9 protein-coding genes are annotated in these 13,787 nt (G+C 34.2%); 7 read left to right on the top strand and 2 right to left on the bottom strand.

All coding sequences use genetic code 11. The features are described from left to right. The first annotated feature begins 6 nt into the window (after positions 1 to 6). From HJ01_RS08450 to HJ01_RS08435, 4 genes are all read left to right on the top strand, one after another. A complete protein-coding gene (locus HJ01_RS08450; RefSeq protein WP_040473809.1) occupies positions 7 to 2,361 on the top strand; it encodes a TonB-dependent receptor in 2,355 nt (784 codons plus the stop codon). A gap of 68 nt (positions 2,362 to 2,429) precedes the next feature. Next, entirely contained in the window at positions 2,430 to 3,563 is a 1,134-nt protein-coding gene (locus tag HJ01_RS08445) for a PepSY-associated TM helix domain-containing protein (protein WP_007137950.1), read from the top strand. A gap of 152 nt (positions 3,564 to 3,715) precedes the next feature. Beyond that, the gene (locus HJ01_RS08440; RefSeq protein WP_007137949.1) at positions 3,716 to 6,118 is read left to right on the top strand and encodes a TonB-dependent siderophore receptor; all 2,403 of its coding nucleotides are present in this window, start codon (positions 3,716 to 3,718) and stop codon (positions 6,116 to 6,118) included. Between the two features lie 118 nt (positions 6,119 to 6,236). Further along, entirely contained in the window at positions 6,237 to 6,785 is a 549-nt protein-coding gene (locus HJ01_RS08435) for a PepSY-associated TM helix domain-containing protein (protein ID WP_040473790.1), read from the top strand. A gap of 77 nt (positions 6,786 to 6,862) precedes the next feature. Here the strand turns inward: HJ01_RS08435 and HJ01_RS08430 are convergent, their stop codons facing one another. After that, positions 6,863 to 9,496, bottom strand: a complete 2,634-nt coding sequence (locus HJ01_RS08430) for a valine--tRNA ligase (RefSeq protein WP_007137946.1) — start codon at positions 9,494 to 9,496, stop codon at positions 6,863 to 6,865. A 219-nt stretch (positions 9,497 to 9,715) separates the two neighbouring features. Here HJ01_RS08430 and HJ01_RS08425 point away from each other — a divergent pair, with 219 nt between their 5' ends. Continuing rightward, on the top strand, positions 9,716 to 10,105 hold the full coding sequence (locus HJ01_RS08425; protein ID WP_007137945.1) for a DUF1573 domain-containing protein: 390 nt from the start codon (positions 9,716 to 9,718) through the stop codon (positions 10,103 to 10,105). Positions 10,106 to 10,169: 64 nt separating this feature from the next. Here HJ01_RS08425 and HJ01_RS08420 read toward each other — a convergent pair whose 3' ends face one another. Beyond that, entirely contained in the window at positions 10,170 to 11,498 is a 1,329-nt protein-coding gene (locus HJ01_RS08420) for a hypothetical protein (RefSeq protein ID WP_007137944.1), read from the bottom strand. Between the two features lie 128 nt (positions 11,499 to 11,626). Between HJ01_RS08420 and HJ01_RS08415 the strand changes: the two genes are divergently transcribed. Together HJ01_RS08415 and folE are read left to right on the top strand one after the other, a co-directional pair. After that, the gene (locus HJ01_RS08415) at positions 11,627 to 12,820 is read left to right on the top strand and encodes a pyridoxal phosphate-dependent aminotransferase (protein WP_007137943.1); all 1,194 of its coding nucleotides are present in this window, start codon (positions 11,627 to 11,629) and stop codon (positions 12,818 to 12,820) included. A 262-nt stretch (positions 12,821 to 13,082) separates the two neighbouring features. Continuing rightward, positions 13,083 to 13,754 carry a GTP cyclohydrolase I FolE gene (gene folE / locus HJ01_RS08410; RefSeq protein ID WP_007137942.1) on the top strand — a complete coding sequence of 224 codons (672 nt, stop codon included), beginning with the start codon at positions 13,083 to 13,085 and terminating at the stop codon, positions 13,752 to 13,754. The last annotated feature ends 33 nt before the right edge of the window (positions 13,755 to 13,787 follow it).

Raw genomic sequence — 13,787 nt, 5'->3', positions numbered from 1 at the left:
AAAAAAATGCCCACTTACCTACTGATACTCTGTTTGGCATTAATTTCAGCAAACACTGCTTTTGGCCAGCAACAAACAGCGGTAATAAAAGGAACTGTTTACACAAGCGGAAATAAAGCGGCGGAAGGAGTGACAATTACCTTAAAGGGAAAAAACAAAACTACCATTACAGATAATGACGGTGCCTTTAGACTGGCAAACTTAGCTGAAGGAAATTATACTTTGGTAGTGAGTCTTATAGGTAATAACGATATTGAAAAAGAAGTTACAGCACTAAATAATGAAACTGCCACGGTAAACATTACACTTACTTTATCAAACAACGAACTGAACCAAGTGGTGATTCTAAGTAATAAAAGTGCCTTTAAAACCAATAGAATCTCCTCGTCACTGCGTTTACAATCTCCCATTATTGAAATTCCTCAAAACATACAGGTAATCACTGGTAAACTAATCAACGACCAACAAATATTTGATATGTTAGAAGGTGTTACCCGTAACGTAAGTGGTGCTACAAGAGTTGAGCACTGGGATAATTATGCTAATATAACGATGAGAGGAAGTCAGGTAGCCGCTTTTAGAAACGGTATGAATTTCAGTTCGACTTGGGGACCACTTACTGAGGACATGAGTATGGTAGAACGTATCGAATTTGTTAAAGGTCCTGCTGGCTTTATGTTGGCTAACGGAAATCCAAGTGGCTTCTATAATGTGGTTACTAAAAAACCTAGTGGGCGTACTAAAGGAGAAGCTACTTTTACTCTAGGAAGTTTTGATATGTACAGAGGGACATTAGATTTTGATGGGAAATTAACTAATAATGGAAAATTACTATACCGTATTAATGTAATGGGAGAAAAGAAAGGCAGTTACCGCGACTTTGATTTCAATGATCGTTACAGCTTTGCACCTATCTTAAAATACCTTGTTAGTGATAAAACAGCCATTACACTTGAATACACTCAGCAATTTTCTAAAGTAAATGCTGTAGGTGCTAATTATTTATTCTCACACAGAGGTTATGCTGATTTGCCCAGAACTTCGACTACATCTGAAGCTAATTTAGATCCTACTAAAATGACAGAAAGAAATATTCTTGCCATTGTAGAACATAAAATTAATGATAATTGGAAATTTACAGCCCAATCTTCTTACTTAAACTACCAACAAGAAGGAATGTCCTTATGGCCTTCTGGATTTGACCCCACTAATGATGCCATTCTTAAACGTGCGGGAGGTATTTGGGATATTTTGGGAAAAATATATGTAGGTCAAGCCTATGTAAATGGTGAGGCTCAAACAGGGGCTGTATCTCACAAGATTTTATCCGGAATTGACTTAAGTGATAAAACATTTTACCATGACTGGATGCAATATTTTACAATGCCTGATTTAGACATCTACAATCCAGTACACGGAACACTTGCTGCCTCACCTACTTTTGACAGAAGTCAAAGCCTTGAAGACCGTGGTGTAAAATACCAAAATAATTACAAAGCATTTTATGTTCAAGACGAATTAGGTTTCTTGGATAATACCTTGCGATTAACATTAGCGGGAAGATATACTGTCCTAAAATCAGGAAACTACTATTCTGGAGATACTAAAAACACAAGATTTACACCTAGAGTAGGTTTAAGTTATTCTATTGATAAAAATACGGCAGCCTATTTTGTAAACGACCAATCTTTTAATGAGAACTACGGAGCTGACTGGCAAGGAAAGTCATTCAAACCTGAAACAGGAGGAAATATAGAACTAGGCGTAAAAAGAGACTGGTTGAATGGAAAATGGAATTCAGTTGTTTCTCTATACCAAATTACCAAAAACAATGTGCTCACCGCAGATCCTGAACATTCTACAACAGCAATGCAATATAGTAGAGAAAGTGGTCAACAAAAAACAAAAGGATTTGAGCTTGATATTAGAGGTGAAATTTTTAAAAACTTAGATCTTATTTTAAACTATGCTTTTACAGAAGGAAAAACAACCAAAGATAGTGATGAGTCACTAATCGGAAAGCAAGTTGCCGGAACAACAAAGCACATCCAAAATGCTTGGTTAAATTACAAAATTGACAGAGGTACACTAAACGGCGTTGGTTTTTCATTGGGATACCAGTACCAAGTAAAAAGAGCACCATGGTTTATATCTACTGATAATACGACTATGCTCCCAGACTATTTCAGATTAGACGGAGGGATTTCGTACCAAAAAAACAAAGTATCTGTAAACCTGGTTGTCAACAATATCCTAAACAAGTATTTGTATTCAGGAGGGTATTATACTTATAGTGATATGTATTACTGGCAAGCAGAAGCGGGAACTAATGCAAGAGTAACTGTTGCGTATAAGTTTTAATACCAAAAACTAACAATAACCTATAACTCCGCTTGAAATAAGCGGAGTTATTCTAATGTTTACACCACATGAAAATAAGTTTCAAAAAAACAATCGGACTACTTCATTTATGGTTAGGATTGTCCTCAGGAATAATTGTTTTTATCATTGCCATTACGGGCTGTTTATATGCTTTTCAGGCTGAAATTCAAAATTGGACAGAAGAGTATCGTTTTGTACCTGAGCAACAAGCTTCTTTCTTACCACCGTCTCAATTGCTGAAAATTGCACAACAACAACTTCCTGAGAAAACGATTCACGCCTTACAATACAATAAAAAAACTGATGCAGCGGAGGCCATATTCTTCCATTACAAACCTACTTATCATTACACTACTTACTTAGACCCTTATTCAGGCACAGTATTAAAAACGGTAGATAATGAAACTGGCTTTTTTCATTTCATTTTAGATGGGCATTTTTATTTATGGCTACCTGATGAAATTGGCCAAATTGTAATAGCCTCAGCAACCTTAATTTTCCTGATTCTGATCATTTCGGGATTCATCCTTTGGTATCCTAAAAATAAAAATGCAGCCAAAAAACGTTTCACTTTCAAATGGAAAAAGGGAATGAAATGGAAAAGAAAAAACTACGACCTACATAATATCACTGGCTTTTATGTACTGCTAATTGCTATCATATTTGCTGTGACGGGATTAGTCTGGGGATTTCAATGGTTTGCCTTTTCCTATTACAAAGTGTTGGGAGGAGAAAAATCGTTAGTTTATGCAGAGCCAAATTCAAAGGCAACTAAAGAGCAGAAGACTACCCAAATAGAGCCATTAGACGCAATATGGCTACAAATGATAAGGGAATATCCCAAAGCAGAATCTATTGAAGTACATCCTCCTGAAACAGATAGTTCCGCTATAGCTGCAAATGCTAATGTGGACAAAGAAACCTATAGTAAAATAGACTACCGCTATTTTGACCAATATTCATTAGAAGAAATAAAAGTCAACCATTTATGGGGAAGAAATAAGGATGCTAAAATTGCCGATAAACTGATGAAAATGAATTATGATATTCATACAGGGGGCATCTTTGGTTTAGCCGGAAAAATATTTGCTTTCCTGATTAGTCTGCTCATAGCGAGCCTTCCAGTTAGTGGTTTATTGATTTGGTGGGGAAGAAAAAAGAAAAAAAAGCTTCAAATTTGACAAAAACACACACATTTCAGACCTGAAAAATTGACCTAAAAAATTGAAAAACAAACTCTTAAAATAATTATTAGTATTTAATCTAAATAAGCTTTGTCAGGTCGAAATCAGATTATATATTTGCACTGTTATTTTAATTAAATCTAAATAAGATGAAAACCCAGATTAGCATCGTAGCGTTATTATTATTTGTAAGCCTTTTTGCAAATGCACAAGAAAAAGGAAGCATACAAGGAAAAATAGTTTCTGCTGACGGATATCCTTTGAAAGAAATTGTAATAAAACTAGCAAAAGGAACTTATACTAGTGAAACCAATAATGATGGTACATTTAGATTTGATAATTTCCCAGTAGGTATACATACCTTAATAATTGAGGGAATTGGACTAAAAAAACAATCAAAAGAAATAAAAGTATCAGCAGACAAAGTATCCTATGTAGAATTCAAACTGCATGAAAACATAGAATCTTTGCAAGAAATTGTGATTGTATTTAAAGGAAGTACCAATAAGAAAAAAGAAAATGTACTTTCAGGTTTATCATTAAAACCTTTAGATATACCACAAAGTATACAGATCATAGGGAAAGAAATTATTACTCAACAACAAGCCATCCGATTAAGTGAGGTAATAAAAAATGTAAATGGTGCCTATGTAGGTTCGGCTCGAGGTGGTGCTCAAGAATCAATCTGGTCCAGAGGATATGACATGACGGCAAACAATATGTTTAAAAATGGGTTCCGTTTTAGCGGTGGTTCCATTCCTGAAGTATCTTCACTAGAAAAAGTAGAGGTTTTAAAAGGGAGTGCGGCTCTTTTATTTGGAAATGTAGCTCCAGGTGGAGTTTTAAATATGGTTACAAAAAAACCATCATTTGAAAAAGGAGGAGAAGTTAGCATGCAAGCGGGTAGTTTTGCTTTCTATAAACCTTCTATTGATATGTATGGCCCTTTGAACAGCTACATTGCTTACCGATTTACAGGATCGTATGAAAATTCTGAAAGCTTTAGAGATGTAGTAAAAAAAGAACGCTACTATATTAACCCATCATTCCTTTTTAAAGTAAGTGACAAAACCGAAATTGTATTACAAGGAGATTATTTACATGATAATTGGACACCTGATTTTGGTACTGGTATGATTGGAAAAGAAGTTGCTGATGTAGCAAGAAGTACTTATTTAGGTGCAACATGGTCAAATGGTCAAACAAGACAATCTAGCGTGTCTGGACTAGTAAAACATGAATTCAACAAAGATTGGAGATTAAATTTCAATACTTCTTTCCAAAATTATAATAGAACTTCAAAAGGAACCGAACGTATTCAACCAAACGATAATGGCGATTGGAGCAGGCCTCTTGGAGAAAATAAAAACCTAGAACAAAATATTGGTCAACAAATCAATCTACAAGGTGATTTTAATACGGGAAGTGTAAAACACCAGCTATTTACTGGAGTTGATTTTGAAAACTCATTTGCACAAGCATATCGATTTAGCTTCTCACCATCTACATATGGATCTGGAAATATTTTTGATTTTGAAAATTTTGATCAAGGTGGTGCTATTCCTGATGCCGATATTACAAGAATCGTAAAAACAAACACAAATAGTTTTGGAGTATATGCACAAGATCTAATTTCACTTACTGCTAAATTCAAAGTATTAGCAGGCCTGCGTTGGTCATGGCAAGAATCACAGGCAACCACCCATGATTATACTACCACACCAATCACTATATCAAAAGACCAAGTACGAGTTGACCAAGCCTTTACGCCAAAAATAGGTTTAGTATTTCAACCAACGAAAGACATGTCATTATTTGCGAGCTATTCGAATTCATTCACCCCAAATTCAGGAACCACGGTAGATGGAAAAGTAATAAAACCATCTTTGATTGATCAATATGAAGCGGGAATTAAAAAAGATTTTTGGAAAGGTTTATTAAGTACTAATGTTACTGTATATCAAATTACCAATAGCAATTTAGCACAAACGGCTGAATTCAAAGCGGATGGTTCATTAAATATAGATTCCACTATAAAAGTATTAAGCGGTGAAACAACCAGTAAAGGAATCGAAATAGATATTACTGCAAGACCAGCGGATGGGTTCAATATCAATGCAGGTTACAGCTATAATGACATGCGATATACTAAAACATCTGGACTTAACGGCAGTTTTATTGAAGGAGATCGTTTAGCAAGAACACCTGCTAACACTGCGAATATGAGCTTCTTCTATACGTTACAATCAGGGTTACTAAAAGGAGTTTCAATAGGAGCGATAGGAAACTATATTGGTAAACGTGTTGGTGGATGGAATAACCAAATTCTTATTGATGCCGATACCCAAGAACAAACTATTAGAGACAGACAAGTTCCGTTAGCTGATTACACTACTATAGATGTATCTGCAGGTTACGAATGGGGAAAGTTTTCTATCTTATGTAAATTATCGAATGTTGCAAATGTTTTAGCCTATACAGTACATGAAAACTATAGTGTAAACCCTATTGGACCTCGTCAAGTGTTGACTTCATTAAAATATAAATTTTAAAATCAGTTGTCAAAATAAATTCAAAAACTTTTTTCTGACTTCATAAATAACTGAAAAAAGTTTTTGCTTTTTTATACTAGAACGCATTATTTTTGCAAACACAAAACCGACACATTCAATGAAAAAGAAAACGTTACGCAACTTACATAGAGACTTAGGTTATTTCTATATCGGACTAATTGTCTCCTTTGCCTTTTCTGGGCTCATGATGAACCACAGAGAAGCCTGGCATCCGGAAAAGTACACCTCTGAAACAAAATCCATTGAAGTGCAACTTCCTGAAGAAAGTAAAATTAATGAAGATTTCGCCAAAGATTTAGGTAAAAAACTAGGAATTGATGATAAATTTAGACGCCAAAGAATAAAGAAAAATCAATTTACAATTTCATTTGAGAAACATGATGTCGAAATTGATATGAAGACTGGTAAAGGAGAAATCATTTCTTTCTTTAAAACACCCATTATTAGTCAATCTATGTCATTGCACAAAAACACTTCTAATTTTTGGATCTATTATTCTGATATTTTTGCAATCAGCCTCATTATAATTGCATTAACAGGTACAATAATGATTAAAGCTGGAAAATTCAGCTTCAAAGAACGCGGTTGGAAACTAGCAGTCGCTGGAGTTGTATTCCCGTTGATATTCTTATTTTTATTTGCATAAAAATTTCAAAACATAAAAAATCCCAATTCTAAACTACATCAGAATTGGGATTTTTTTATTAAAAAGCAATTTGAATTTTATTTTAATCCAGCTAAACTTTGCTCGATTGTTTCAATTTTTGCTAAAGCATCTGCTTCTTTTTGTCTTTCGTTTGCTAAAACTTTCTCTGGAGCTCCGTTTACAAACTTTTCATTAGACAACTTCCCTTGAACTGATTTCAAGAATCCTTTAGTATAATTTAATTCCGTTGTCAGTTTTGCAACTTCTTCTTCAACATTTATATTTCCTGAAATTGGAATAAAATATTCATTAGAATTCACACGATAAGACAAGGCGCCATCTACTTTTTCAGTAACATATTCTAATGACGTCAGATTCCCTAATTTAGTGATAACCGAATCAAAATAAGTCGAAACTTTATCGTTATTGATCGCTTTTAGTTCGATAGCGTCTTTAAAAGGAATGTTTTTATCTTTACGGATGGTACGAATTCCAGAAATCACCTCCATGGTGCTTTCGAAATCAGAAATTAAATCCGCATTAAATGGTTTTAACTCTGGCCATGTAGCAACGATTAAGGCTTCTTCTTTCGTTCTTGGCGCCAATATTTGCCAAATTTCCTCTGTTAAAAATGGCATAAACGGATGCAATACTTTTAGGTTGTTTTCAAGCATTTCTATCGCTTTCGCAAAAGTTACACTGTCAATTGGCTGTTGGTATGCGGGTTTTATCATTTCAAGGAACCAAGAACAGAAATCATCCCAAACTAATTTGTAAGTTCCCATTAAAGCTTCTGAAATTCTGTATTTTTCAAAGTTATCTTCGATTTCTAAAAGTGTTTGTTGCAATTTAGCCTCATACCACTCAATCGCCACTTTAGATGATTCTGGTTGCGGAATTGTATCTGAAACTTCCCACCCCTTAATGAGTTTGAAAGCATTCCAAATTTTGTTTGTAAACCCTTTTCCTTGGTTGCATAATTCCTCGTCAAACATAATATCATTACCTGCAGAAGCACTCAACAATAAGCCTACACGAACTCCATCAGCCCCGAATTTCTCAATCAAATCCAAAGGATCTGGTGAATTACCCAAGGATTTAGACATTTTACGTCTTTGTTTGTCACGAACTAAACCAGTCAAATATACATTTGTAAATGGTTTTTTTCCTGTATATTCATATCCTGCAATAATCATTCTCGCTACCCAGAAAAACAAAATATCTGGACCCGTTACTAAATCATTAGTTGGATAATAATATTTAAAATCTTCGCTTTCTGGATCCATAATACCTCCAAAAACGGACATTGGCCATAGCCAAGAAGAAAACCAAGTATCTAAAGCATCAACATCTTGTCTTAAGTCGGTAATAAGAAGTGAAGGATTTGCAGTTTTAGTCTGAGCCAATACTAAAGCTTCTTCCATAGATTCAGCCACAACAAAATCTTCCTTACCATCTCCGTAGAAATAAGCAGGAATTTGTTGTCCCCACCACAATTGACGAGAAATATTCCAGTCGCGAATATTGTTTAACCAATGCGCGTATGTATTTTCAAAACGTTTAGGATGTAATTTAATATCACCATCAACCAATACAGATTGGATTGCTGGTTTAACCAAATCTTCCATTTTTAAGAACCATTGATCGGATAATCGTGGTTCGATAACTGCCTTAGTTCTTTCAGAAGTTCCTACTTTATTCAGATGTATTTCTGTTTTTGCCAAAGCACCAATCGTCTCTAATTCTTTTGCGATTTCTTCACGGACGATAAAACGATCCTTTCCTTGATAATGCAAACCAAAACTATTCATCGTTGCATCTTCATTGAAAATATCAATAATTTCAAGATTGTGTTTCTCTCCAAGCGTTTTGTCGTTCATATCATGTGCAGGAGTCACTTTCAAACATCCCGTACCAAATTCTATATCTACATATTCGTCTTCAATAATAGGAATTACTCTTCCGCAAATAGGAACAATCGCTTTTTTACCTTTCAAATGAGCAAAACGTTCGTCATTAGGATTAATACAAATAGCCGAATCTCCAAAAATAGTTTCTGGACGTGTCGTTGCAATTGTCAGGAAGTCTTCACTTCCCTCGATTTTATATTGAATGAAATATAATTTTCCTTGTCTCTCTTCAAAAATCACTTCTTCATCTGACAAAGTAGTTTTAGCTTCTGGATCCCAGTTTACCATTCGATATCCACGGTAAATCAATCCTTTGTTGTATAAATCAACAAAAGAACGAATTACAGAAGCAGACATATCTGGATCCATCGTAAACTTAGTTCGTTCCCAGTCGCAAGAGGCACCTAGTTTTTTAAGCTGTTCAAGGATAACACCGCCATATTTATCTGTCCAGTCCCAAGCATGCGAAAGAAATTCTTCGCGAGACAAGTCATTTTTATTGATTCCTTCGGCCTTTAATTTAGCTACAACTTTAGCTTCCGTAGCAATAGAAGCATGATCTGTACCGGGAACCCAGCAAGCATTAAATCCTTTCAGACGCGCTCTTCTTATCAAGACATCTTGAATCGTATTGTTCAGCATATGCCCCATGTGCAATACACCCGTAACATTAGGTGGAGGAATTACAATAGTATATGGTGTTCTATGGTCTGGTTCAGAATGGAAATAATTATTTTCCATCCAGTACTCATACCATTTATTCTCAATAGTCTTAGCGTCAAATTGTGCTGGAATTGTCATGTTATATTGGATTCAATTAATCTTTAAATTCGATTGTTTGTTGTGTCAGTTATATGAATATTCAAACCCACAAATAACCGTTTTAAACTTTGGTCTGATTTTTGTAATTTACACTGGGAACAAAAGTAAATAATTAAGTACACTATAAAAAGCGAAATAAAAATTTGTGCCTTAATTAAAAGAAAGTAACTTTACTTTTATAAATATAAAAAAATTCTGATGAAAAAAATAGTAACATTAATAGTAGTCGTATTGTTTAGCAGTATTGGATTTGCCCAAAACGGAGCAAAAATAGATTTCAAAGCTGAGAACAACACAATCGATTTCGGAACCATAACAAAAGGAAGAGATAATGGCGTACGTGTATTTGAATTTACAAATACCGGCGACGCTCCCTTAGTTATATTCTCAATTCAGTCTACTAGCAACGTCACAATTATTTCTAAACCTAAAGATTCCGTTCTACCTGGTAAAACAGCTAAAATTGAAGTGAAGTATAATTTGGTTCCAGGTCCTATCAGAAAAACAATTACTGTAGAATGTAATGCTGTTAATTATGATGATGGAAGAGTCCCTTTGAAAATTAAAGGTGAAGTAGTTGCCAATTAGATTCAAATTAGTAAAAAAAAATAAAACGCTCCTTGACAAATATTTCAAGGAGTGTTTTTTTTTATCATAATATATCTTTAAGTTGAAATCTGAATTTTAGAATTTGGTTTTTCCTTTCCACTTCTATTGTAATCCATTTTTCATAGTCTGAACTTAAAAGTGAATTTAGTTTTTCCAATGAATATTTATAGGCCATCATACCATTAACCGTCTTAATTATATCTCCTTTTTGCAAACCACTATTTTTTGCTGGTGAATTTTTTCGAAGATGCGCTATTTCGAAAATGGGTTTTAATTCAAATTTATACTTAAAATCAGAAGCTGATTTATCACTTTTTGTGACCATCTGATCAACCACTACCGGAATACTTTCAAGACGCACCGTTTCCTGTACCCATTCCACCCCAGAGTGCCTAATTTCGATTCCACTTCTATTATAATGAAAAGGGTCATCAAAATTTTTATTTTTCCTTAAAAACATATTTTCATTATTATAGTCGAGAATAACTGAAAATCGTTTTAAAATCTCACCGCCCACAGAACCAGATCTACCAGACACCATTTTGACATGCCGCAAAGAACTAGAATCCGGAAAAGCAGCAATAGGCCTATTAAAAATAAACTTGGAAATTCCAAATTCAGCAATTCGAGCCCTATTTCCCATCACATCACCACTAAATCCTTTACCTAAATAATCTTCAAAATTTTTTTCAGGCAAATATATTTCTTTAGCACTATTCTGAAAAAGCCATATCGCATCACTATTTCCTACATCAACCAATAGTTTTGCATCAACTGTAACAGAATCAATAACAACTCTGCTCGTGACATAGGGCTTTCCTCCTTCTATAGAAATTGCAAGCTTGCTATATTTTCTTTCTATCCTTCTTCTATTTCTGTCATTATCTCTATAAAAAAGCACTCTCTTTTTACCGTAGTTTATCTCTACCAAATTATTTTTGAAAAAAGAAGACCCAATAATTCCGTTCACAGGAATCCCTACATGGGATGACATATTAAAATCTTGGTCTAAAATAATATATAATAAATGCTTACTAGATCTCATTCCTTTCACCTCAAGCATATTTCCACCCGATTTTAATCCTTCAATAGCCTCCTCACTTCCCAAACCCATTAGACTGACTTTTTCAATATTTTTAAGACTGACTTCTTTTTTATCTTCCAGACTAAACAAAACAGTCTCCTCAACACCAGAATCCAATAGAAATGTCAATTCAACTCCATTAACATCGAGGGGAATGAACACCAAATTATTAATAAGTTGAAACGGTATACTCACCTTATTAACCCCATTTTTAAATTGAAATCCATCTTGAGCAAAAACAGGGAGGCTATGAATGAGTAGAAAAAAGAATAAAGCAATTTTATTCATAGGATATCATTTCCATAAATTTACTAAAAATATCAAAGAACATTGCAGATTTAACAATAAATAGGCAGCTAAGCGGTATTACATTCGAAAAAAAAATCGCAAATTTGCAATTCAATAATAATACTATCATGCCAAAAATATCGAACAAGGGGCAGCAAATGCCTGAATCTCCAATACGTAAATTAGTTCCCTACTCTGAAATAGCCAAGAAAAAGGGCAATAAAGTATACCATCTAAACATTGGTCAACCGGATATAAAAACACCTGAAGTCGCAATGAATGCAGTAAAAAATTTCGATATTGAAGTATTGGAATACAGCCATTCAGCCGGTTTTGAAAGTTACAGAACAAAGTTATCCCAATTCTATAAAAATCAGGGGCTACCTATTGAAGTTGAAGACATAATCATTAGTACTGGTGGATCTGAAGCATTGCTTTTTGCCATGGGAAGTACAATGGATCACGGAGATGAAATTATCATTCCTGAACCATTTTATGCTAATTACAACGGTTTTTCTACTGCATCTGGAGTTACAGTTGTTCCTGTTATCTCATCTATAGATACTGGATTTGCATTGCCTCCAATAGCCGATTTCGAAAAATTAATTACTCCAAAGACTAAGGCAATACTTATTTGTAATCCAGGAAACCCAACAGGTTATTTGTATTCAAAAGAGGAAATTATGCAACTTGCTGAATTAGTAAAGAAACATGATTTGTTCTTAATTGCTGATGAAGTATACAGAGAATTTACATACGACGGAGACATTCATTATTCAGTAATGAATATCCCTGGACTAGAAGAAAATGCAATCATGATTGACTCTGTATCTAAAAGATATAGTATGTGTGGCGCAAGAATAGGCTGTATTGTTTCAAAAAACAAAGAGCTAATGGCTACAGCAATGAAATTTGCCCAAGCAAGATTGAGTCCTCCTACATTTGCCCAAGTGGCCAGTGAAGCAGCGCTTGACACGCCTCAAAGTTATTTTGACGACGTAATCTCTGAATATAGAGAACGTAGAGACACACTAATAACTGAATTAAATAAGATTGAAGGTGTAAAAGTAGCTACTCCAAAAGGGGCGTTTTACTGTATAGCAGAACTTCCTATTGAAAATGCAGATGATTTTGCACGTTGGTTATTGGAAAGTTATGATCTTGACGGAGAAACAGTAATGGTAGCTCCTGCAGCTGGTTTTTATTCTACTCCAGGAGTAGGAATGAACCAAGTTAGGATAGCTTATGTATTAAAAAAAGAAGATTTAGTTAAGGCAGTACATATCCTTAAAGCAGCAATTACAACTTATAACGCAAAATAATTTAAGCTGCCAAAATATAACAAACAGTTCGTGTCATAAACGACAAACGATATAACTGACAGTTATGAGGTTAAATGACAATAATAGAAAAGGCAATAACACTATTTGTTATTGCCTTTTTTTTATTTGGTCGAACACGTTTTATATTGATGGCTATGCCAAAAACGACCTTAATTAATTATTAAAAGGTATAGAAAATCTTTAGTTTTTATTAATTATCTTTACAGCCTAAAAATATACACTTATATAATAGTAGCTTTTAATGAAACACAATGAAGAAATTCATGACGAAATAGGAGAAAATCATATTGGTTCATGTGCAAAAAACCCTGTAAGAGACGATGCTTTTGCAATTAGTGACGACGAAAAAATTGAAAAAATAAAAAAAGATGTTGAAAACATCCTATTAACACTAGGAATGGACTTGACAGATGACAGTATGAAAGGCACACCAAATCGTGTTGCCAAAATGTTTGTAAAAGAAATTTTTGGAGGATTAAATCCCGAAAAAAAACCAAAAGCTTCTACATTCGACAATAATTATAAGTACGGCGAAATGTTAGTTGAAAAAAACATCATCGTCTACTCTACTTGTGAGCACCACCTTTTACCAATTATAGGTAGAGCACATGTTGCTTATATCTCTAATGGTAGAGTGATTGGTCTTTCAAAAATGAATCGTATCGTGGAATACTATGCCAAAAGACCACAGGTTCAAGAAAGACTGACAATGCAAATAGTTCAAGAATTACAAGAGGCATTAGGTACAGAAGATGTGGCTTGTGTAATTGATGCAAAACATCTTTGCGTAAATTCGAGAGGAATTAGCGATATCGAAAGTAGTACAGTAACCTCTGAATTTGGCGGGAAATTTAAAGACCCTCAAGCTCGTAGAGAATTTTTGGATTACATCAAATTAGAAACAAAATTCTAGAAAGGTTGTTTTATTAATAAACAACTCCATAGC

Origin of the sequence: Flavobacterium frigoris PS1, from assembly GCF_000252125.1 — a bacterium.
Classification (GTDB): domain Bacteria; phylum Bacteroidota; class Bacteroidia; order Flavobacteriales; family Flavobacteriaceae; genus Flavobacterium; species Flavobacterium frigoris_A.
Note: the sequence above shows the minus strand (reverse complement) of the source record. Positions and strands in the feature narration are given on the sequence as shown.

What these genes read in the sequence shown, in the direction of transcription:
- HJ01_RS08420 (WP_007137944.1), bottom strand. Translation starts at nt 11,498, where the DNA reads ATGAATAAAATTGCTTTATTCTTTTTTCTACTCATTCATAGCCTCCCT.
- HJ01_RS08450 (WP_040473809.1), top strand. Translation starts at nt 7, where the DNA reads ATGCCCACTTACCTACTGATACTCTGTTTGGCATTAATTTCAGCAAAC.
- HJ01_RS08440 (WP_007137949.1), top strand. Translation starts at nt 3,716, where the DNA reads ATGAAAACCCAGATTAGCATCGTAGCGTTATTATTATTTGTAAGCCTT.
- folE (WP_007137942.1), top strand. Translation starts at nt 13,083, where the DNA reads ATGAAACACAATGAAGAAATTCATGACGAAATAGGAGAAAATCATATT.
- HJ01_RS08430 (WP_007137946.1), bottom strand. Translation starts at nt 9,496, where the DNA reads ATGACAATTCCAGCACAATTTGACGCTAAGACTATTGAGAATAAATGG.
- HJ01_RS08435 (WP_040473790.1), top strand. Translation starts at nt 6,237, where the DNA reads ATGAAAAAGAAAACGTTACGCAACTTACATAGAGACTTAGGTTATTTC.
- HJ01_RS08445 (WP_007137950.1), top strand. Translation starts at nt 2,430, where the DNA reads ATGAAAATAAGTTTCAAAAAAACAATCGGACTACTTCATTTATGGTTA.
- HJ01_RS08415 (WP_007137943.1), top strand. Translation starts at nt 11,627, where the DNA reads ATGCCAAAAATATCGAACAAGGGGCAGCAAATGCCTGAATCTCCAATA.
- HJ01_RS08425 (WP_007137945.1), top strand. Translation starts at nt 9,716, where the DNA reads ATGAAAAAAATAGTAACATTAATAGTAGTCGTATTGTTTAGCAGTATT.